This is a genomic window from Vibrio sp. SCSIO 43132 (assembly GCF_019904195.1).
In the GTDB taxonomy this organism is placed as follows: domain Bacteria; phylum Pseudomonadota; class Gammaproteobacteria; order Enterobacterales; family Vibrionaceae; genus Vibrio; species Vibrio nigripulchritudo.
Genome location: NZ_CP063199.1, coordinates 422,173 through 441,506 on the forward strand (window position 1 = coordinate 422,173; position 19,334 = coordinate 441,506).

Annotated in this window: 22 protein-coding genes and 1 other RNA gene; 13 read left to right on the plus strand and 10 right to left on the minus strand. The window is 45.8% G+C overall.

The window, feature by feature from the left end:
* Positions 1 to 60: 60 nt before the first annotated feature.
* Positions 61 to 1,137, plus strand: coding sequence for a class II fructose-bisphosphate aldolase (fbaA, locus tag INR79_RS01995; protein WP_004401347.1), 1,077 nt, complete (start codon positions 61 to 63; stop codon positions 1,135 to 1,137).
* 300 nt (positions 1,138 to 1,437) lie between these two features.
* Positions 1,438 to 2,304 (plus strand): small-conductance mechanosensitive channel MscS, encoded by an 867-nt coding sequence (mscS, locus tag INR79_RS02000; protein ID WP_022600526.1) that lies wholly within the window; start codon positions 1,438 to 1,440, stop codon positions 2,302 to 2,304.
* 94 nt (positions 2,305 to 2,398) lie between these two features.
* Here the strand turns inward: mscS and INR79_RS02005 are convergent, their stop codons facing one another.
* A complete protein-coding gene (locus tag INR79_RS02005; RefSeq protein WP_223095822.1) occupies positions 2,399 to 3,031 on the minus strand; it encodes a LysE/ArgO family amino acid transporter in 633 nt (210 codons plus the stop codon).
* Positions 3,032 to 3,168: 137 nt separating this feature from the next.
* On the opposite strand from INR79_RS02005, the gene INR79_RS02010 reads away from it, so the two are divergent.
* Both INR79_RS02010 and INR79_RS02015 read left to right on the plus strand, forming a co-directional pair.
* Complete coding sequence (locus tag INR79_RS02010; RefSeq protein ID WP_223095824.1) at positions 3,169 to 4,065, plus strand: LysR family transcriptional regulator ArgP; 897 nt, start codon at positions 3,169 to 3,171, stop codon at positions 4,063 to 4,065.
* Between the two features lie 81 nt (positions 4,066 to 4,146).
* Positions 4,147 to 4,842 carry an oxidative stress defense protein gene (locus INR79_RS02015; protein ID WP_004401343.1) on the plus strand — a complete coding sequence of 232 codons (696 nt, stop codon included), beginning with the start codon at positions 4,147 to 4,149 and terminating at the stop codon, positions 4,840 to 4,842.
* Positions 4,843 to 4,921: 79 nt separating this feature from the next.
* Here INR79_RS02015 and serA read toward each other — a convergent pair whose 3' ends face one another.
* From serA to zapA, 5 genes are all read right to left on the minus strand, one after another.
* Positions 4,922 to 6,151: a phosphoglycerate dehydrogenase gene (serA, locus tag INR79_RS02020; protein ID WP_004401342.1), complete on the minus strand. Its 1,230-nt coding sequence runs from the start codon at positions 6,149 to 6,151 to the stop codon at positions 4,922 to 4,924.
* Between the two features lie 254 nt (positions 6,152 to 6,405).
* Positions 6,406 to 7,062, minus strand: a complete 657-nt coding sequence (gene rpiA / locus INR79_RS02025) for a ribose-5-phosphate isomerase RpiA (protein ID WP_022549527.1) — start codon at positions 7,060 to 7,062, stop codon at positions 6,406 to 6,408.
* Positions 7,063 to 7,179: 117 nt separating this feature from the next.
* Complete coding sequence (locus INR79_RS02030) at positions 7,180 to 7,797, minus strand: 5-formyltetrahydrofolate cyclo-ligase (protein ID WP_223095826.1); 618 nt, start codon at positions 7,795 to 7,797, stop codon at positions 7,180 to 7,182.
* A 2-nt stretch (positions 7,798 to 7,799) separates the two neighbouring features.
* Positions 7,800 to 7,983, minus strand: a non-coding RNA gene (ssrS, locus tag INR79_RS02035) — 6S RNA.
* A 4-nt stretch (positions 7,984 to 7,987) separates the two neighbouring features.
* Positions 7,988 to 8,290, minus strand: coding sequence for a cell division protein ZapA (gene zapA / locus INR79_RS02040; RefSeq protein ID WP_004401339.1), 303 nt, complete (start codon positions 8,288 to 8,290; stop codon positions 7,988 to 7,990).
* Between the two features lie 246 nt (positions 8,291 to 8,536).
* On the opposite strand from zapA, the gene INR79_RS02045 reads away from it, so the two are divergent.
* Genes INR79_RS02045 through INR79_RS02055 form a run of 3 tightly spaced genes read left to right on the plus strand, consistent with a single transcriptional unit; the run spans position 8,537 to position 11,520 of the window.
* Positions 8,537 to 9,106 (plus strand): YecA family protein, encoded by a 570-nt coding sequence (locus INR79_RS02045; RefSeq protein ID WP_004401338.1) that lies wholly within the window; start codon positions 8,537 to 8,539, stop codon positions 9,104 to 9,106.
* A 12-nt stretch (positions 9,107 to 9,118) separates the two neighbouring features.
* On the plus strand, positions 9,119 to 10,297 hold the full coding sequence (ubiH, locus tag INR79_RS02050) for a 2-octaprenyl-6-methoxyphenyl hydroxylase (RefSeq protein ID WP_223095828.1): 1,179 nt from the start codon (positions 9,119 to 9,121) through the stop codon (positions 10,295 to 10,297).
* Entirely contained in the window at positions 10,297 to 11,520 is a 1,224-nt protein-coding gene (locus INR79_RS02055) for an FAD-dependent 2-octaprenylphenol hydroxylase (RefSeq protein WP_223095830.1), read from the plus strand. Before ubiH ends, INR79_RS02055 begins: the two co-directional genes overlap by 1 nt.
* A 64-nt stretch (positions 11,521 to 11,584) precedes the next feature.
* Here INR79_RS02055 and INR79_RS02060 read toward each other — a convergent pair whose 3' ends face one another.
* The 3 genes from INR79_RS02060 to ygfZ all read right to left on the minus strand — a co-directional run bounded on the left by INR79_RS02060 (position 11,585) and on the right by ygfZ (position 13,777).
* The gene (locus INR79_RS02060; protein ID WP_004401335.1) at positions 11,585 to 11,791 is read right to left on the minus strand and encodes a DUF1107 domain-containing protein; all 207 of its coding nucleotides are present in this window, start codon (positions 11,789 to 11,791) and stop codon (positions 11,585 to 11,587) included.
* A 557-nt stretch (positions 11,792 to 12,348) separates the two neighbouring features.
* On the minus strand, positions 12,349 to 12,822 hold the full coding sequence (locus INR79_RS02065; protein ID WP_223095832.1) for an aminoacyl-tRNA deacylase: 474 nt from the start codon (positions 12,820 to 12,822) through the stop codon (positions 12,349 to 12,351).
* Positions 12,812 to 13,777, minus strand: a complete 966-nt coding sequence (gene ygfZ, locus INR79_RS02070; protein ID WP_223095834.1) for a tRNA-modifying protein YgfZ — start codon at positions 13,775 to 13,777, stop codon at positions 12,812 to 12,814. The genes INR79_RS02065 and ygfZ overlap by 11 nt, the downstream gene beginning before the upstream one ends.
* A gap of 168 nt (positions 13,778 to 13,945) precedes the next feature.
* Here ygfZ and INR79_RS02075 point away from each other — a divergent pair, with 168 nt between their 5' ends.
* Entirely contained in the window at positions 13,946 to 14,206 is a 261-nt protein-coding gene (locus INR79_RS02075) for a succinate dehydrogenase assembly factor 2 (RefSeq protein ID WP_004401332.1), read from the plus strand.
* A 43-nt stretch (positions 14,207 to 14,249) separates the two neighbouring features.
* Positions 14,250 to 14,585 carry a protein YgfX gene (locus INR79_RS28235; RefSeq protein WP_316606956.1) on the plus strand — a complete coding sequence of 112 codons (336 nt, stop codon included), beginning with the start codon at positions 14,250 to 14,252 and terminating at the stop codon, positions 14,583 to 14,585.
* A 46-nt stretch (positions 14,586 to 14,631) separates the two neighbouring features.
* Here the strand turns inward: INR79_RS28235 and nadB are convergent, their stop codons facing one another.
* Complete coding sequence (nadB, locus tag INR79_RS02085) at positions 14,632 to 16,242, minus strand: L-aspartate oxidase (RefSeq protein WP_223095838.1); 1,611 nt, start codon at positions 16,240 to 16,242, stop codon at positions 14,632 to 14,634.
* Positions 16,243 to 16,565: 323 nt separating this feature from the next.
* On the opposite strand from nadB, the gene rpoE reads away from it, so the two are divergent.
* The 4 genes from rpoE to INR79_RS02105 are packed head-to-tail and all read left to right on the plus strand — an operon-like array spanning position 16,566 to position 19,249.
* Positions 16,566 to 17,144: an RNA polymerase sigma factor RpoE gene (gene rpoE / locus INR79_RS02090; protein WP_004401330.1), complete on the plus strand. Its 579-nt coding sequence runs from the start codon at positions 16,566 to 16,568 to the stop codon at positions 17,142 to 17,144.
* A gap of 13 nt (positions 17,145 to 17,157) precedes the next feature.
* Positions 17,158 to 17,784 carry an RseA family anti-sigma factor gene (locus tag INR79_RS02095; protein WP_223095840.1) on the plus strand — a complete coding sequence of 209 codons (627 nt, stop codon included), beginning with the start codon at positions 17,158 to 17,160 and terminating at the stop codon, positions 17,782 to 17,784.
* The gene (gene rseB / locus INR79_RS02100) at positions 17,781 to 18,740 is read left to right on the plus strand and encodes a sigma-E factor regulatory protein RseB (protein ID WP_004401328.1); all 960 of its coding nucleotides are present in this window, start codon (positions 17,781 to 17,783) and stop codon (positions 18,738 to 18,740) included. Before INR79_RS02095 ends, rseB begins: the two co-directional genes overlap by 4 nt.
* Positions 18,741 to 18,745: 5 nt before the next feature.
* Complete coding sequence (locus INR79_RS02105; protein WP_223095842.1) at positions 18,746 to 19,249, plus strand: SoxR reducing system RseC family protein; 504 nt, start codon at positions 18,746 to 18,748, stop codon at positions 19,247 to 19,249.
* Positions 19,250 to 19,334 lie beyond the last annotated feature (85 nt).

The window sequence follows — 19,334 nt, forward strand, 5'->3', positions numbered from 1 at the left end:
GCAAGAATTTAAACTTACCCAGTTTTATTTTTAAAACGACAGATAAATAGGATTACATCCATGTCTAAGATCTTCGACTTCGTAAAACCAGGTGTTATTACTGGTGATGACGTTCAGAAAGTTTTTGAAGTTGCTAAAGAAAACAACTTTGCACTTCCAGCGGTTAACTGTGTTGGTACTGACTCTGTAAACGCAGTACTAGAAGCAGCAGCTAAAGTTAAAGCGCCTGTTATCGTTCAGTTCTCGAACGGCGGTGCTGCTTTCTTCGCTGGTAAAGGCGTAAAACTTGAAGGTCAAGGTGCTCAAATCCTTGGTGCTGTTGCTGGTGCGAAATACGTGCACGCTGTAGCTGAAGCTTACGGTGTACCAGTAATCCTACACACTGACCACGCTGCTAAGAAACTGCTTCCATGGATCGACGGTCTACTGGACGCTGGTGAAGAGTTCTACGAGCAAACTGGTAAGCCTCTATTCTCTTCTCACATGATTGACCTTTCTGAAGAGTCTCTAGAAGAGAACATCGAAATCTCTGCTAAGTACCTAGAGCGCATGGCTAAGCTAGACATGACTCTAGAAATCGAACTAGGTTGTACTGGTGGTGAAGAAGACGGCGTAGACAACTCTCACATGGACGCGTCTGAGCTTTACACTTCTCCAGAAGACGTAGCGTACGCTTACGAGAAACTGAACGCTATCAGCCCACGTTTCACTATCGCTGCATCTTTCGGTAACGTACACGGTGTATACAAGCCAGGTAACGTTGTACTGACTCCAACTATCCTACGTGATTCTCAAGCTTACTGTGCAGAGAAGTTTGGTATTGCTCCAAACGCTCTAAACTTCGTATTCCACGGTGGTTCTGGTTCTTCTCAAGAAGAAATCCAAGAGTCAATCGGCTACGGTGTTATCAAAATGAACATCGACACTGATACTCAGTGGGCAACTTGGGATGGTATCCGCGCGTATGAAGCAGAAAACCGCGACTACCTACAAGGTCAAATCGGTAACCCAACGGGCGAAGATGCACCTAACAAGAAGTACTACGACCCACGTGTATGGCTACGTGCAGCACAAACTTCAATGGTTACTCGTCTAGAGCAGGCATTTAAAGACCTTAACGCTGTAGACGTGCTATAAGATAGTCATTTACATACTTCAAAAACCCGCTTTCGAGCGGGTTTTTTTATGCTTGCGATCTTGGTAAAGCCAGCTAAAGTTGATGAGGGTTTATCTGTAGGGTTGCATAAGTCTTTCTTAAAAAGACCAAATTTTTAAGCCGCTGTCTCAATATTAACGAGACTATGACTTTTCATATGTTCAATTGTAAGATATTTTGTCGAAATTCTGTCGCAGAGACGTCGTTCCCTAAATTAGCAGTTCATAGCTGACGGGGAATGAAACACAACAAATCAAAATAAAACCTAGAGGTAAATAGGAATGGCAAGCGAACCATCAGTGGTTGATAACTTAAACTTAGCAGGAGGAGTCAGTGAAATGGAATCTTGGCTGACAAATAACTCGGATCTGATCATCCAGTACGGTGTGAATATTCTTTCAGCAGTTCTGATACTGTTTATCGGTAACATCATTGTTAAAGCAATCGCAAACAGCGTTGCTAAGGTAATGAAGAAGAAGAACATGGATAAAGCGGTAGTGGAGTTTATCCACGCGCTGGTTCGTTACCTGTTGTTCGTTATCGTTCTTATTGCGGCGTTAGGTCGCCTTGGTGTACAAACCGCTTCAGTTGTTGCTGTAATTGGTGCGGCTGGTTTGGCTGTTGGTCTTGCACTTCAGGGCTCATTGTCTAACTTTGCTGCGGGTGTGCTTATTGTAGCGTTCCGTCCATTCAAATCGGGCGATTACGTTGAAATTGGCGGCGTATCTGGTTCTGTTGATTCCATTCAGATTTTCCAAACGGTTCTTACTACACCAGACAACAAGATGGTTGTAGTGCCTAATGGCGGTGTTATTGGTGGTCCAATCACAAACTACTCTCGCCATCAGACACGTCGTATCGACCACGTTATTGGTGTTTCTTACGGTTCTGACCTGAAGAAAACCAAAGAGATCATTGCTGAAACTTTGGCAAAAGATGAGCGTATCCTGAAAGAACCAGGTGTGACTATTGGTGTGGTTGCGCTGGCTGACTCTTCAGTTAACTTTGTGGTTCGTCCATGGGTGAAAACTGCAGACTACTGGAATGTTTACTTCGATTCTCTGCAAGCAATCAAAGAAGCTCTTGATGAAGCTGGTATCGAAATTCCATTCCCACAAATGGATGTAAACCTAAACAAAGCCGACTAACTGTCGAGCTCAATTTTAGGGTTACTCGAAAACCAAAAAGCGCTTAACGAAAGTTAAGCGCTTTTTGATTTCAGAGCGTGCGATTCGTGTGCTGTTAAATCATGTATTGTTGCCACAAGCCTTTAGCAAGAATAAAGGCGATAGTAAACATCATAGCCGCGACGCCAATATCAATGCCTTTTTTCACCTTAGGTTTTGATAGCGTCGGTCCTAATTTGGCTGCACCCATCGATAAACTGTAGAACCAGGCGAATGACGCCAGAATAGTACCAATGGCGAAAGCAATGCGGTCGTTACCTTCATATTGCCCACCGATAGAGCCTAGTATTACAACAGTATCCAGATACAAGTGCGGGTTTAAAACAGTTACCGCCAGCGCACCTAAAACGACAGCACGTTTTCCACGAGCCGTAATTTGTGCAGTGGATTCTTTTTTCTCAGCAGATGCAAATGCGCTCTTCAGGGACATCAAACCATAGACCGTCAGGAAAGCGATACCACCAAGAGTGACTGAAGTCAGCAATACTTCATTCTGTGACAAAATAGCACCGCCGCCAAAGATGCCCAGCGAGATAAAAAAGACATCCAGCAAACTGCAAATTGTCGCGGTTGTCAGGTGATGATTACGTTTAATGCCTTGGTTTAGAACGTAGGCATTTTGCGCACCGATAGGAATGATCATCGTTGCTCCCAACCCAAAACCTTGTAATAACACCCAGAAGTTCACAGCTTTACCCTTACCAAAAAATAGAAATATCAAAAATGAGTGGCGAGGATAATTGTTTGCGCAAAATAAATTAAGCTAATAATTTTAATGATAGATAAGTTAGACTTATGTTCTGAGAAGAGCTAGGAGAAAAAGTGATGCGCGGATTAGATTATCGATGGATTGAGGCACTGGACTGTGTGATTACTCAGCGCGGATTTGAGAGGGCCGCTGAACAGCTTTGTATTTCTCAGTCTGCGGTATCACAGCGAATTAAACAACTTGAGAAATGGCTAGCGCAGCCAGTATTAGTTCGTGAGCAGCCACCCAGAGCGACTCAGGCAGGTAAGAAGTTGTTGGGGCTATACAGGCGTGTCTGCCTACTTGAAGAAGAGTTACTGCCCGAACTCAGTACCGAAAACAGTGAGCGTCCCCTATCTGTGGCGTTAGCAACGAATGCCGATAGCCTGGCAACTTGGTTACTGCCAAGTCTTTCTCCTTTGTTAAGACAAAAGCGTGTGGAGCTGAACTTGGTGGTGGATGATGAGGGGAGAACCATAGACAAGTTGCGAAGTGGGGAAGTGGTCGGAGCCATCAGCTTGGAAGACCAGCCTATTCCCGGTTGTGATGCCGATTATCTGGGGCGTGTCGATTATCTTTGTGTTGCAAGCCCAGAATTCTGCGCACTTTATTTTCCAGAAGGCGTAAATCGCGAAGCGTTAAAACGTGCCCCCGCCGTTGCTTTTGATCAGCATGACGACATGCACGAGCGATTTGTTCACCAGCACTTTAATTTGCCTACGGGTAGCGTGTTAAAGCACACAGTCCGAAGCTCAGAGGCATTTGTTAAGTTGGCGTTGAGTGGCGTAGCGTATTGTTTAATTCCAAGGCAGCAAATTGAAACCGAATTGGAGAAAGGGGTGCTGATAGACATTACGCCTGGGTTCTTTCTGTCTCACCGAATGTACTGGCATCACTGGCAATTAGAGAGTGGAGTGTTAAAAGAAGTGTCTCAATCGATCATTGACTATGCGCGTACACATTTGCCTCAGTAAAGTTTGTGTCAATTATGATTCAGAGTGGAATCAAATTAACACTTGTGCGTCTATTATAGCGAAGCAACCGAGGAGAACGGCATGAAAAAACTATCGATGATCGGCGTATTGTTGATGGGCGTGATAATGACACCCGTTAACGCAGAAGAGCTCTCTTTTCCACATATTTCTACATCGGGATACGGAGAAGTGACGGCAGTCCCTGATATGGCAGAATTTACCGTTCAGGTAGTGGAAACCATGATGACCGCGGAGCAGGCGAAGCAAGCAGTAGATAAGGCAGTCAGCTCGTTTGTTGAACGTCTAACTCAGGCAGGTGTGAAGCGAGACAACATTTCCAGCACTAACCTCTACCTGGCACCTCAATATCACTATCCCAAAAGCGGTAAAGTGGAGTTGGTGGGTTATCAGGCGTCGCGCAGTGTGACGGTTACTGTTGAGGTGTTGGAGAACCTCAACAGCTACCTAGATGGCGCTTTGGGCGATGGAATTAACCGTGTCGATGATATTCAGCTCAAAGTAAAAGATGAGTCCAAGTATCAGCAGCAAGCCCGTTTAGCTGCGATAAAAGATGCCAATGATAAAGCGCGCTCACTGGCAGAAGGTTTTGAACTTGATGTCGATAGCGTCTGGCGAATCAGTTACAACAACAGTTCTCATAGCCCGGCTTTGATGCGCAGCATGGCACTGGGTGCCGAGAAAGCGTCTAACAGTTATCAGGATTCCAGTATTGTCATTCGTGACAGAGTGGACGTGGTATACAAGCTTAAAGACTGAACTGACGCCTTTAAGTGAATCGAGTGAAATAGAAACGGGGACGCATCAAGCGTCCCCGTTTAGTTATATACGACTTGAATTAGTGAAGAATGCGGGCACGGATTGTGCCTTCAATGCTCTTCAGCTTTTTCAGAGCTTCTTCTGAACGATCAGATTCAACATCAATAACTACATAACCCATTTCTGAGTTGGTTTGTAGATACTGACCTACGATGTTGATGCCTTCTTCAGCGAAGATGGTGTTAATCTGAGTCAGGATACCCGGGCGGTTTTCGTGGATGTGAAGCAGACGAGATGCGTCCAGATGTTCAGGAAGTGATACTTCAGGGAAGTTCACACTTGATAGCGTCGAACCGTTGTCTGAGTATTTCGCCAGCTTACCTGCTACTTCCACACCGATGTTTTCCTGCGCTTCCTGAGTCGAACCACCAACGTGTGGTGTCAGAATACAGTTATCGAACTGAATGAGTGGAGATTCGAACGGGTCAGCGTTAGTTTTCGGCTCAACAGGGAATACGTCGATGGCCGCACCTGAAAGATGACCCGTATCCAGAGCGGAAGCCAAGGCTGGAATGTCTACTACCGTACCGCGAGCGGCGTTGATAAAGATCGAACCTGGCTTCATGCGAGCAAATTCCGCTTCGCCCATCATGTTCTTAGTACCATCTGTTTCTGGCACATGCAGAGTAATCACGTCACACTTGTTCAGCAGTTCGCTCATTGTGTGAACTTGGGTTGCGTTACCCAAAGACAGCTTGTTTTCAATGTCGTAGAAGTAAACGCGCATACCCAGGTTTTCAGCAATGATACCCAGCTGAGTACCAATGTGTCCGTAACCAATAATACCAAGACGTTTACCACGAGCTTCGTATGAGCTGTCTGCGCTCTTCTTCCAGATACCTCGGTGAGCAAGAGCATTCTTCTCTGGAATACCACGAAGTAGAAGCAAAATCTGACCAAGCACAAGCTCCGCAACACTACGCGTGTTGGAGAATGGGGCATTAAATACTGGAATACCGCGTTTTGCAGCCGCTTTTAGATCAACCTGGTTTGTACCAATACAGAAACAGCCAACGGCTACTAGCTTTTCAGCAGCCTGAAAAACCTTTTCTGACAGGTTGGTACGGGAACGGATACCAATGAAATGTACATCTTTTACTGCTTCGAGTAAGTCTTCTTCGGCAAGAGAACCTTTGATGTATTCAATGTTGGAGTATCCAGCCGCTTGGAATACTTCTACAGAAGAAGGGTGAAGACCTTCAAGGAGGAGAATTTTAATCTTATCTTTTTGCAGTGAAACTTTGGCCATTGATTATCGTCCTTAAACTTCGGGCTAAAAGCGATACACAGAGGAGAGACGCAAACGTTTTCCTTATGTATGTATTGAACAATAAAGTAACAAAAAATATTCGCTTTGGGTAAGAAAATTACGGAATAAGGAATAATTTCTTCTATGAAAAGAAACAAAAACGGCACCTTTTGGTGCCGTTTGTAATCAAATGACGGAAATGCATGATTGAAGGCGCATAAAAATGCAAATATCTCCAATCAAAGTATGCACTTTTACTCTTCGATTTTTGCACCTTCCGGAGTGCCAGTGATAACAATATCAGCACCGCGATGGGCGAACAGACCTACGGTGACGACACCTGCAATGCTGTTGATTTTATCTTCCATTTCTTTCGGATTTTGTATTTTCATACCGTATACATCCAAAATCACGTTACCGTTGTCTGTAAGTACACCTTCTCGGTAAACCGGATCGCCACCCAACTTCAATAATTCGCGAGCTACGTATGAACGTGCCATTGGAATCACTTCAACAGGCAGTGGGAATTCGCCTAGAGTATCAACCGCTTTCGTACCGTCGACGATACAAATGAATTTTTTCGAGATGGCTGCGACAATCTTCTCACGTGTTAACGCCGCGCCGCCACCTTTGATCATTTCGCGGTTTGGGTTGATTTCGTCTGCGCCGTCGACATAAATGTCCAGCTCAAAAACGTCATTACATTCAAAAACTTCGATTTCGAGTTCTTTCAGGCGCTGGGTAGACGCTTCTGAAGAAGATACAGCACCTTTGATTTCTTCTCTGATTGTGCCTAGCGCATCGATGAAGTGATTAACGGTCGAACCAGTACCAACACCGACAATACTGCCTTTTTCAACATACTTAAGTGCTGCCCAGCCCGCGGCTTTTTTCATTTCATCTTGAGTCATGCCTATCTCCAGAATTTAGTGAACTAATGAAATCCGCGCGATTATATACTCATTCCAACGCGATATGCAGTGATCAGCGCGAATATATTGTCTTTTTGATCATTTAAATTTTAAAGCTTAGTTCTGGTGCCATTGCCAGATTTTGGCGGGTGTGATGATGGTTTGAAGAGGAACGTCCCACGCCTCAACAGGAAGGGCACCAACCTGCTGGCAGTTATGTGCCAAACCAATGGCATGGCTATCGGATGCGGACTGCCACGTCGATAATGTCCGATCATAATAACCACCTCCCATGCCTAGACGTTGCCCACTGTCGTCAAAGGCAACGAGCGGCGTGAAAATCACGTCTATTTGTGAGGTAGGAATAATGTCCTGAGTACTGAGTTTTGGTTCATCAATGTTGTACTGATTTGGCACCATAACAGTTGTTGGTGTGTATTCTAAAAATAACAGATGACCATTTGAGAAGGGGTGAATAACCGGCAGACAGACCGTTTTATTTTGCTGCCAATACCACTCAATGACGGGCGATAAATCCAGCTCTCCGTCAACGGCAAGATATAACGCGACAGTGTTGGCTGATGTTGCCATCGGAAGCTGTTGGAATTGGAACAAAAGGTCATCAGAGGCGCGTTGTTGTTCTTGTGCCGAAAGGCTACGTCTTTTCTGACGGATTTTTTTGCGTATGGTTTGTCTTTGCTTTGCAGATTCAGCGGAAAGAGAGAAGTTTTGCATTGAGGAACCCCAGGGTGCCGTTGAGGATTGTGGCCCTTGAACCAGCTGGTTCAAGGCGGATCAGCAATGGTAACCGTAGGCTTCTCGGTTCGAGCCGAGCTTGCTCAATAGCTATCAAGTACTAACCCTTAAGTATTGCTTATCGGCTCAGGGACTTAAATCCGCTGACGCACACCCCAGGGTAAAATCGTTATTCGCGTCCTAGCTGTTTGAGCGCACCGTCTAGTGACGCCGAGAGCAGTTCCATTCGCTCTGTAATTTCGCTGGCTTGACCTTGCTTTTCCTGATTGGAGAGCTGAAGTTCGTAACAGATGTTCAATGCAGCAATAGTGAGAAGTTTTTCTGTATTGGTTACCTTAGTTCTTTCCGCCATTTCATTCAATCGCGTATTCAGATCTTCAGCGGCTTTAAGCAAGGACTCTTCTTGCCCCGGAGGACAATTCACTCGCGTCAGCTTTCCCAGAATTTCAACTTCAACTGCCTGATTACTCATTACGGTACACTCTCGACCAAACCAAAAACAGAGCGCGACTGAACGCGTCTGTCAGGGAGGAAACTATAGGTAAAGCGACTATAAGATTCAAGCCTTTCCATGATCGTTTCCCCAGATTGCGGGACTAACTACACACGAAATCGTCAATTTGGTGACTGGATTTCCAGATACCTGACGCTTTACATTTTCGCTCAGCAGCTTAAGTGATACGATTAGCCCAATTAACTTAATTATAGCGAATACTTTATGAGTGACGTGACCCATCCAACCTATCAACAACTCACCAATGAGCTCAAGTCGGCACAACTGGCGGTTTCTCCTGCGGAATTGCACGGTTTGTTAACAGGTATGCTAAGTGGTGGGTTAACAGCGAATGACAATAGCTGGCAACCACTTCTTTTTGATTACACAAACGACGGTATGGGCTGGCCAATCAGTACGGTTGGTACTGCTGAAAACCTGCTAAAAGCAACCTTGAAAGAGCTTGCTGCTAATCAGTTTGAACTCACTTTACTGCTTGCTGATCAAGAGGGTGACTTGTTTGCTACTGCCGACGGTCTATCTGATTGGATCAACCATTTCATCTCTGGTTTTGGTTTAGCAAATCAGGCTTTGCAAAAGGTTCCTACAGACGTAAAAGAAGCGCTGGGCGATTTGGAAGAGATCTCCAAGCTTGGTATTGATGAAGAAGACGACTTGAATGAGCAAGCTATTTTGCTGGAACAGGTGATTGAACACGTCAAAGCATGTGTATTGACCGTTCACGCTGAATTTGGCGTAAAACCGAGTGAAGTGAAAAAGCCGACGATCCACTAACCGGAATTAGTTATGAAGCAGTATGATGTTGTTATCGCTGGTGGAGCCATGGCGGGAGCCACTCTGGCTCTGGCATTGGAGCAACACAGCGATTCATCTTTGTCGATTGCTGTTATTGAGCCCTATAAAGTCGAGCATACCAGTCACCCTGGTTACGATGCGCGCTCTATTGCCTTGTCCCATGGCACCTCACTTTTACTTGAAAAGATGAGTCTGTGGGAACAGGTGCGTCCTCTGGCGACCCCGATCGAACATATTCATGTTTCTGACCGTAGCCATGCTGGTATTGCGAACATTGACAAAAGCGACGTTAGCCTCCCTGCTTTAGGGTATGTGGTTGAATTAGCTGATGTTGGTCGTATTTATCAGTCAAGGCTAGATGCCGCTCCAAATGTAGATTTCTTATGCCCTGAATCGGTCAAAGCTGTCGAAAGGCACACCGAAAAGGTCATCATTACACTGGCATCTGGTGAAAACATTGAAGCCAAACTGTTGGTTGCGGCTGATGGTGCTTTGTCGCCGTCGGCACAAAGCTTGAACTTGCCGCTCAGCGAGCACGATTTTGAGCAGGTGGCTTTGATCGCTAATATCAGCTTGTCGCAGCCACATCAGGGTCAGGCATTTGAACGATTCACTGACTCGGGACCGCTCGCTTTGTTACCTATGTCCGACAATCGGATGTCATTGGTCTGGTGTCTCAGACCAGACAAGGTCGAAGAAGTATTGAGCATGCCTGATGACGCGTTTCTTACTGCGTTGCAAAAAAGCTTTGGCTGGCGACTTGGCGAATTTACCAAAGTGGGGGAGAGGGCGTCGTATCCGTTGCTGATGCGGTCTCGTGATCAAATCATATCCCATCGCTTTGCTGCTGTCGGCAATGCTGCCCAGACACTTCACCCAATCGCAGGGCAAGGTTTTAACCTCGGTATCCGTGATGTGGCATCACTGGCTGAACAAATCAACAAACATTTGGAAGACCCAGGTCACTACTCGGTGCTGAGCGCCTATCGGACCCGACGCGAACAAGACAGAAACAAAACCATGGATCTGACTTCCGGGCTGGTTCACTTGTTTTCTAACGACTACGTGCCGATGCGTGTTGGTCGCAATCTAGGATTAATGGCATTTGAAGCCTCAGGGGCGGCAAAAGCATCTTTGCTCGCCAGAGCGCTAGGAATGGTAGAAAGATAATGATGCAAAGTTTTGATATCACCATCATTGGTGGTGGCATGGTCGGCCTATCAGTTGCCGCGCTGTTGCAGGATACAGATTTAAGAATCGCCGTCATTGAAGGTCGATTGCCAGATACCAAGCTATATGATTTGCCGGATGTGCGCGTTTCCGCTTTAAGCAGGGCGAGTGAAAACATTTTAAGAAATGTTGGAGCATGGCAGGGTATTGAAAACCGACGTGCTGCGCCTTACGAAGCGATGAATGTCTGGGAGCAGAATAGCTTTGCCAAGATTGAGTTTGATGCCGCTGATATTTATCAGAAAAACTTAGGGCACATCGTTGAAAACCGCGTCATTCAACTTGCTCTGCTAGAGCAGGTTGAAAAGCAGGATAACGTTACTCTGTTTGCCCCTGAACGTTGTAAAGACGTGGTGCTGGGTGAGAGCGAAGCTTGGGTCACCTTAGAGTCAGGAAGCTCACTGACCACCAAGTTACTGGTAGGAGCGGATGGCGCGAATTCCTGGTTGAGAAACAAAATCGACATTCCGCTGACGCATTGGGATTATGGTCATTCAGCCATCGTTGCCAATATTCGCACAGCAGAGCCACATCAAGGGGTAGCGAGGCAGATTTTCACGCCCGATGGACCTTTGGCGTTCCTTCCTTTAGGAGAAGCTAATTTATGTTCGATCGTGTGGTCTATCGACTCACTCAAAGCCGAATTGCTGGTGGATATGGCGGAAGAAGAGTTCAACAAAGCTCTAACCAGTGCATTTGATGGCAAGCTTGGTTTATGTCAGGTAGAAGGAGAGCGTCAGGCTTATCCACTTAAAATGCGCTACGCTCGCGACTTTGTACGTGATCGAATTGTTCTGGTTGGCGATGCTGCACACACCATTCACCCGCTTGCTGGTCAGGGAGTGAACCTGGGGTTACTCGACGCTGCTAGCCTGGTGCAGGAGATCATGCAACTATGGCAAAAGGGTGAAGATATTGGACTGAAACGCAACCTTCGCCCCTTCGAGCGATGGAGAAAAGCAGAAGCCGCAAAAATGATTGCAGCGATGCAAGGGTTTAAAGAGCTATTTTCTGGTGACAATCCGCTTAAGAAGTTTGTCCGTGGAGTGGGGCTGTCTGTGAGTAATGCGGTTCCGGTTGTCAAAAATGAACTGATACAACACGCCATGGGAATGAAAGGGCACTTGCCTGAAGCGACTAAGCTTAAAAAATCATCTCACTAAATTGAAGCAATGAAAAAGGGTCGGTAATCCGACCCTTTAGAATTCTCTGTTATGCATTTAATAATTATGCATGAGCGCATCTTAACCGCATGATTTCCTGATTGATTTCTTTCACTGCCTGGAAATGACGCTTTTCCGCTTTTTCAGGAAGAATCAATTTGCCATTGTCGAATTCAAATTTCCCTACGCCATATATATAAATTCTACCTTTAAACAACCGACTTATGTGTTTAGCTATCATACTAGGTGTATAGCGCTTAAACAGTCTCATACTTTTATCCTTATTATTTGTTGCGCCACGAATTATACGAAACTTCGTGTGACAGTATTGTGACTGAACAGGGGTTAAACACAGCTTAATGCGATGTTTTTAGCGTTTTGTGCCGCCGTCGGCATTTCGATGATATAAATGCCTTTCATCTGTGACACTCTCCTCACTTTATGCCACAAACCCCTTCAGCAAGAACTGCATTGCTTTGCCATAGTTTTATGACATTTATAAGAATAGACCATGTCAGAAATAAAAAAGTTTCAGGCAAAAAAATGCCCGATAGGAAAATCGGGCGAATAGTCACAGATGCATTACACAAAAAGTGGATTTAACTGATTGATTCAGCGGATTCACTTTCCTTGTTAAATGAGGGCTTTAAGCTCAAATGAGCAAGGGGAACTCATATTAACAAGTAACATTTACACTACATCATAATTACCGAGATCACTATTTATTCATAAAAATAAAATAAAAATTCACTTATCAAAATTACTAAATGTGACTTGTGTCAATTATTTTTGTTTTCTGAAACATGTTTATTAACTTTGAGTAAGAAATCAGCGCGTAATTTCAGCAAAAGTTGGCGATAAAAGAGACAATAGATCGCTTGTGAGCAATTCAATACCTGCCATGTTGGAGCCGCTGCTAATTGTGACACGTGTTAAAGAAGTGATTTGCCTGTCAAAAATGATAGGCATGGGGGTTGCGAGTAAGAGGGGAGTGACACATCCAAGTGAATAGCCAGTCAGGCTCTCAATTTCGGGAGCGGATGCACATGTCATTCGTCTTGAGCTCAAAACGGCTCGCACTTTTTTGGGGTCAGCTTGCTTATCTCCGGGAACGCAAGCTAGAGCAAATTGCCCGCCCATGTCTTTGAGCAGAATGCATTTGACCATGATGCGAGGATCGATTCCACGCTGATGCGCTGCGTCTTCAATGCTGACTGCTGGAGTCTGGTGAGGCAGCAGGCGAAAGCTCACCTGCTGTTTATCTAAATACTCGGTAACCTGAGTGTGGAGGTTATTCGTCATCAAGAGAGTATGGAAGTGCAGAAATGGTCCATTTGGAGTTTTCCTGACCTTTAACTCGGAGAACAGTGTCTGGTTCCAAGTTATTTGGCAATATCAGCAAGCCTTCAGCTGCGTTGTCTTCGTACTCAAATTGTACGATCAGTTTACCTGCACCACGCCAGTTTTCTCCTACCGCACGCTCTAGTTCCGCGTGTTTTGGTAAGGCTTCCTCGGTGCTGCCAGAGACCTTATACAGTGCCCGTTTGTTTGTTCCGCGATACTTTGCACGCGCAACCATTTCCTGACCTGTGTAACAGCCCTTAGTGAAGCTGATACCACCTAGTGCCTGAAGGTTCATTGCTTGAGGAATATACTGAGATTGCTCTTCTTCGTCGACTCGAGGATGCGCTTCAGAAATATCGTACTTGTCCCAGATTGTGTCAGATACGCAATGTGCTTTCTCGGCATCGAAAACCGATTTTGCGGCATCTTGGTTCAATAAAAGAACCCAGCGGACGTCGCTGACTTTTACCGCGGTTCCGCCTTCGATAGTACGAACATCGTCACGAGATTCCGTACGAGCATCAATCCAGCTTTGCGCATTAATGCCTGTCACGCCTACAAGCCATTCGTCACTTTCTTCAATCGTGACTTTTGAAAACACGGCATACTTCTTTATTTCATGCAGCTCGGTCTTCAAAGCGCTTTTTCGGTGAATCAGTGCATAACCACCATTGTGGTGGAAGATACGAAAAATGCTCCACATTTTTCCCTTAGCATCACAGTGCGCCCCGAAAGTCGACTCATTGGCTTCCAGTGAGACAACATCACACGTTACCTGACCCTGCAGGTACGACTTCTTGTCATCACCGACCATGGTAATGGTACCCCAAGAAGAAAGCGGACAAATGGCTAACTCGGGCAGCTCGGATTGTGAAGAGAGGGTAAAGGGCGTTAACGTTTCAAGCCAATCCATTGTTTCAGAACCTTAAAAGATGTTTGATGAGAGTATGGTAATCGGAGTGTGACGGTTTGTCAGCCTCCAAAATGATCAAAGCAAATCACACTCTGTGACTCGCATAATAGTTGTGACCTGATGAGATTGGTACACTTCACCTACAAAGGAGTCAGCTAAGGAATAATAATGTACACCGCCGAAGAAAAAGCACGGATTAAATGGGCGTGTCGACGTGGAATGTTGGAACTCGACGTGGTGATCATGCCTTTTTATGAAGAGCAGTTTGAAAGCCTATCAGAACAAGAACAAAAAGATTTCGTCTCCCTTTTGGAGTGCGACGATCCTGATCTGTTTACGTGGATAATGGGGCATGGCAGGAGTGATAATTTGAGTCACGCAGCAATGGTAGACAAAGTCGTTGCTTACAACCTCAGTAAAGTCCGTTAACCTCTCGTATTCATTTTATGCCCGGCTCTGCCAACTGACCTTTTTGGCATTCTTAAGCTGGGCATTTGTTGCATCACCTGCTCCACTCGTCCTCACCTGTTTTGTATTTTTAACGCTTTTTCCTTATTTTCGAAGGGTTCTTGCGGCTCGTGAACCGACCGGTTTGATGCGCTGGGAGAATGAGCGAACATTCTATGTTAATCGCGACAAACGAGTGTTAAGCCATGCCTGGACAGAGGTAGCGTTTGTTGGCGTGCTTTTGATTTTCGAAGACAAATCAAGGCTATTTGTCTGGCGAGATGCATGCAGCGATGAGGAATATCGAGAGCTGCTACGCTGCCTTGGATTATTAGGAACAACAAATCCTAAGGAGCAATAAAAAAGAGCACCGGAGTGCTCTTTGAGTGCAATTATTTATATTCAGATTAAAACTTTTCCGGAACCAGAATAGTCGGGCCGCTGTTTTCGGCAAGATTCGGGTAATCCAGAGTGTAATGGAGCCCACGGCTTTCCTTGCGTTCCATCGCGCAACGAACCATCAGCTCCGCAACCTGAAGCAGGTTTCGCAATTCCAAAAGGTTATTGGATACGCGGAAGTTACTATAATACTCGTGAGTTTCCTGTTGAAGCAGCTGAATACGACGTAGCGCTCGCTCTAAACGTTTATCCGTTCGAACGATGCCCATGTAGTCCCACATAAACAGGCGCAGCTCATGCCAGTTGTGCTGGATGACTACTTCTTCATCTGAGCATGTGACCTGGCTTTCATCCCACGCCGGTAAGCGAACGGCTAATTCTGCCTCATCCAGCTTGCTGATAATGTCGTCTGCTGCTGAACGAGCGTAAACCACACATTCTAACAGTGAGTTAGAAGCCATACGGTTCGCGCCATGCAACCCGGTGTAGCTGACTTCTCCGATCGCATAAAGATGAGTAAGATCCGTTGCGCCCTGCTGGCTGACCATCACGCCACCACAGGTGTAATGGGCTGCTGGCACGATGGGGATTGGCTCCTTGGTCATATTGATACCCAGATCTTTCAATCTCATATCGATAGTCGGGAAGTGCTTAGTGACAAACTCTGGATCTTTGTGGCTGATGTCGAGGTACATGCAGTCTGCACCCAAACGCTTCATTTCGAAGTCGATAGCACGAGCAACCACATCACGTGGCGCAAGTTCTTCACGCTCATCAAAATCTTTCATGAAGCGAGAACCGTCAGGGCGTCTTAGATAAGCGCCTTCTCCGCGAAGAGCCTCGGTTAAAAGGAAGTTACGCGCTTCCGGGTGGAACAGACAAGTTGGGTGGAACTGGTTGAATTCCATATTGGCTACCCGACAACCTGCACGCCAGGCCATCGCAATACCATCGCCCGAGGAAACATCCGGATTAGAGGTGTATTGGTATACCTTGGACGCTCCACCTGTAGCCAGCACAACAAACTTAGCTCGCACTGTTTCAACGTGCTCTTGGTTACGGTTCCAGATATAGGCACCAATCACTTTCTTCTTATCACCGCCGACTTTGTCTTCGGTAATCAAATCCAGCGCGTTGTGACGCTCTAAAACCTGAATGTTCGGGTGACTGTGTGCGTTATCTTGCAGTGATGTCTGCATTGCCATGCCTGTCGCATCAGCAGCGTGCAGAATGCGTCGGTGACTATGACCCCCTTCACGGGTAAGGTGATAGCGTGGGCTTTCATCGGAGTCATCTTCTTCGCGGTCAAACGGAACACCACCGTCTATCAGCCACTGCACACACTCTTTTGCGTTTTCGGCGATGAATTTGACTGTGTCTTCTTCACAAATGCCACCGCCAGCAATTTGGGTGTCTTGAACATGTGATTCAATGCTATCGGACTCATCAAATACTGCAGCGATACCACCTTGAGCATAATAGGTTGCTCCCTCGCTGCGCGGTCCTTTACTCAGTACGATGACTTTCCCGTGTGGCGCCACTCGTAATGCAAGCGATAGACCCGCTGCACCGCTGCCAATCACCAGCACGTCGCACTCATGTTCTCGGATATCGTTCATATAACTTTAAAAATCCCAGGTTATCTTAGAGCCTGCCCAAATTGACTCTCTTACGGCAATCAGCCTACGCCGATCCCCTGATTAAATATTTCTTCTTGGTGGTGTTTATTATCTTTATCTGCACCTGCTTGGGCAAATACAATGAAGGTTACATCACATTGCTAGATAAATTTGGCAAAAAAAATTCGTCGTGTTGAACTTTCTTTGACTATATCAGTCACAATAGTGCTCATGTAGGCGGTGGTGTCAATACTACATTTGACAGAACTTAATGTTCATACCTGCGAAGGTAAGTGCAAATAACAATAGGAGTGGACGCTCGAATGAGCGAGCAGTTAACTGATCAAGTACTAATTGAGCGGGTCCAACGAGGAGATAAACAAGCATTCAATCTTTTGGTCATTAAATACCAAAACAAAGTTTGCAACTTGATTTCTCGATACATAAACAACTCTGGTGATGTCGCAGACGTAGCACAAGAGGCTTTTATTAAGGCGTATAGAGCCATCCCGAATTTTCGGGGAGAAAGTGCTTTTTATACTTGGTTATATCGGATCGCCGTTAATACAGCTAAAAATCATATTGTTGCCCAAGGGCGCAGACCGCCAGCAACCGATTTGGATGCTGAAGAGGCAGAATATTACGAAACCGGTAGTGCATTAAAAGAAATATCGAACCCAGAAAACATTACGTTGTCCAAAGAATTGAAAAGCGTTGTTTTTGATGCGATTGAAGCACTACCAGAAGATTTGAAAACAGCAATGACATTGCGAGAACTGGATGGTCTTAGCTATGAAGAAATAGCCGAGGTTATGGATTGCCCAGTCGGGACGGTTCGTTCTCGTATATTCCGAGCTCGTGAAGCGGTTGAAAAGAAAATTCAGCCTCTTTTACAGCGTTAGGTCAATGAGTTAAATGGTGAAAATAATGGCTGACAAAGAACAACTTTCAGCACTCATGGATGGAGAAAGCGTGGATCAGGCTTTAATTTCTGAGCTTGAACACGATGCGGAAGGTCTGAAGTCTTGGCAGAACTATCACTTAATTGGTGATGTGATGAGGGGGGAAGCCCCAGAGCGCACTGATTGGGACATTGCAAACAGCGTAGCACTCGCGCTAGAGAATGAGCCTGCTCACTCTCCTGTTCATGTGAGTGAACAAGTCGTCACGCCGGCGGTTGAGTCACAGCCAACACCTGATGTTGCACGTGTCAGCATGCCTGGCTGGTTAAATCAGTTTGGTCAGGTTGCGATGGCGGCGTGTGTGTCGCTGGTCGTGATTCTTGGTGTCCAGCAATATAACGGTGAAAATGGCGCTCAATCTCAAAGTGAATTGCCTGTTTTGCAAACCATTCCAGTGATTGGCAGTGCAGAACCAGTAAGCTTAGCACGTGAATCTGCAACCCCTTCTTCTAACGAAGCTCAGCTTATGGAGCAACGTAAACGCGTTAATGCATTGCTGCAGGATTACAACATGCAGCTTCGCTTCAACAGCGCAGAAATAGAAGAAGCCGTACACCCAACTAAGTCGGATATAGAATGAAGAAAATCCTGATCAGTGTGTTGGCACTGTTCAGTTTGAATGGATACGCCGCCTCTGCAGAAGAAGACTCTGCTGAGGCGTTGTTGCATCAAATGAACGAAGCAAGCCAGCAATTGAGCTACGAGCTGTCTTATATTCAAATCAAAAAAAACAGTATTGAACCCCTTCTTTATCGTCACGGTCGTCGTGACAAACAGCAACTCGCGCATTTAGTGTATTTAAGTGGACCTTCTCGTGAGGTCATCAAGCGCAACAATGAAATCAGCTATATTGAGCCAGATGTAGATCCGTTTTCTATCGAATCTGGGCAAATGGTCGCACCGCTGATTCCACTGCTGAACACCCAGATAACCACACTCGAAGAGCACTATGATTTCGTCAAACTCGGGCGAGCTCGTGAAGCGGGCACTCCTTGTCAGGTGATTCGAGTCGTGCCAAAAGATGGTCAGCGTTACTCATACGTTTTATGGGTAGATGAACGTAGCCACTTACCATTACGAGCCGATCTGGTCGATCGCGATGGCGAAGTTTTAGAGCAGTACCGCACCATTTCTTATGCGGTGAACGATAAAATCTTTGATTTGTTGGCGGGGTTGAACGATGTCAAATTGCCTGATGTCATCACGCTTCCAGAAAACCATACGGACAATTCTTTCTGGCAGGTTGGCTGGGTACCTAATGGGTTTAAAGCTAACCCAATGAATCGTTATCGAATGGCGAGAACCAACAAAGTGGTTGAAAGCCAGATGTTCAGCGATGGTCTGTTCAGCTTTTCCGTTTATATTTCTGAAAAAGATGAACTTTCACTGAAAGGACAACTGGTTCGTCAGGGGCGCAGAACTCTGCACAGCTTTGTAAATGGTAACGTTGAAATATCCGTTGTCGGGGATATTCCTCCCTCTACCGCCAAACGTGTGGCACAATCTGTCACCATGAAGGCAACGACAACCCAATAATCTCTATGATGACGGCATTGGCGACTGTGGTCGCAAGTCACCCCTCTAAATCAGGATTTCGCATCCAACTCAGCTGTGAGCAACAAACCAGTTGCTCCAGTTGTTCATCTCAAAAAAGCTGCGGTACAGGTGTGGTGAGCAAAGCGTTTGGAAACAAAGCGCACGCCTGGTATCTGGAGAGCAAAAAAGCTCTTGCTCCTGGTCAGGTTGTTGAAATTGGCTTACCTGAAAAGCAACTGTTGCAATCTGCGGCATTGATTTATTTGTCACCCATCGCATTTCTGTTTGTTGGTGCGGCGCTTGGTCATTTCTGGCTTCAGCCACTGCTTGGCGCAGGTGAGCTTGCTGTCATTGGCATGTCTGTGTTGTTTGCATGGATAGGTACCCTCTCTGCGAAGCACTGGATAGGCAAACTTGAGCAAGAATCAGAAGAAAAAGTGTCGCTGATTCGAGTGCTGGGAAAGCCTTTGACAGGAATTGGTACATTTCAGGATAGCGGCAAGCCCTGAAATTGGGTAGAATCTGCCAACTTGATCGAAATACCAACAAATGATCGGTATTTCTCCCATCCATTTTTGTAAGAGTTTAGTCACA

Excerpts from the sequence above, each read along its gene's own strand:
- rpiA (WP_022549527.1), bottom strand. The coding sequence starts at position 7,062 with ATGACTCAAGATGAAATGAAAAAAGCCGCGGGCTGGGCAGCACTTAAG.
- INR79_RS02095 (WP_223095840.1), top strand. The coding sequence starts at position 17,158 with ATGGTGAAAATAATGGCTGACAAAGAACAACTTTCAGCACTCATGGAT.
- INR79_RS02060 (WP_004401335.1), bottom strand. The coding sequence starts at position 11,791 with ATGAGACTGTTTAAGCGCTATACACCTAGTATGATAGCTAAACACATA.
- rpoE (WP_004401330.1), top strand. The coding sequence starts at position 16,566 with ATGAGCGAGCAGTTAACTGATCAAGTACTAATTGAGCGGGTCCAACGA.
- ygfZ (WP_223095834.1), bottom strand. The coding sequence starts at position 13,777 with ATGGATTGGCTTGAAACGTTAACGCCCTTTACCCTCTCTTCACAATCC.
- INR79_RS02030 (WP_223095826.1), bottom strand. The coding sequence starts at position 7,797 with ATGCAAAACTTCTCTCTTTCCGCTGAATCTGCAAAGCAAAGACAAACC.
- INR79_RS02075 (WP_004401332.1), top strand. The coding sequence starts at position 13,946 with ATGTACACCGCCGAAGAAAAAGCACGGATTAAATGGGCGTGTCGACGT.
- INR79_RS02010 (WP_223095824.1), top strand. The coding sequence starts at position 3,169 with ATGCGCGGATTAGATTATCGATGGATTGAGGCACTGGACTGTGTGATT.
- INR79_RS02015 (WP_004401343.1), top strand. The coding sequence starts at position 4,147 with ATGAAAAAACTATCGATGATCGGCGTATTGTTGATGGGCGTGATAATG.
- fbaA (WP_004401347.1), top strand. The coding sequence starts at position 61 with ATGTCTAAGATCTTCGACTTCGTAAAACCAGGTGTTATTACTGGTGAT.
- ubiH (WP_223095828.1), top strand. The coding sequence starts at position 9,119 with ATGAAGCAGTATGATGTTGTTATCGCTGGTGGAGCCATGGCGGGAGCC.
- serA (WP_004401342.1), bottom strand. The coding sequence starts at position 6,151 with ATGGCCAAAGTTTCACTGCAAAAAGATAAGATTAAAATTCTCCTCCTT.
- INR79_RS02055 (WP_223095830.1), top strand. The coding sequence starts at position 10,297 with ATGATGCAAAGTTTTGATATCACCATCATTGGTGGTGGCATGGTCGGC.
- zapA (WP_004401339.1), bottom strand. The coding sequence starts at position 8,290 with ATGAGTAATCAGGCAGTTGAAGTTGAAATTCTGGGAAAGCTGACGCGA.
- INR79_RS02045 (WP_004401338.1), top strand. The coding sequence starts at position 8,537 with ATGAGTGACGTGACCCATCCAACCTATCAACAACTCACCAATGAGCTC.
- INR79_RS02105 (WP_223095842.1), top strand. The coding sequence starts at position 18,746 with ATGATGACGGCATTGGCGACTGTGGTCGCAAGTCACCCCTCTAAATCA.
- mscS (WP_022600526.1), top strand. The coding sequence starts at position 1,438 with ATGGCAAGCGAACCATCAGTGGTTGATAACTTAAACTTAGCAGGAGGA.
- nadB (WP_223095838.1), bottom strand. The coding sequence starts at position 16,242 with ATGAACGATATCCGAGAACATGAGTGCGACGTGCTGGTGATTGGCAGC.
- INR79_RS02065 (WP_223095832.1), bottom strand. The coding sequence starts at position 12,822 with ATGACGAATAACCTCCACACTCAGGTTACCGAGTATTTAGATAAACAG.
- rseB (WP_004401328.1), top strand. The coding sequence starts at position 17,781 with ATGAAGAAAATCCTGATCAGTGTGTTGGCACTGTTCAGTTTGAATGGA.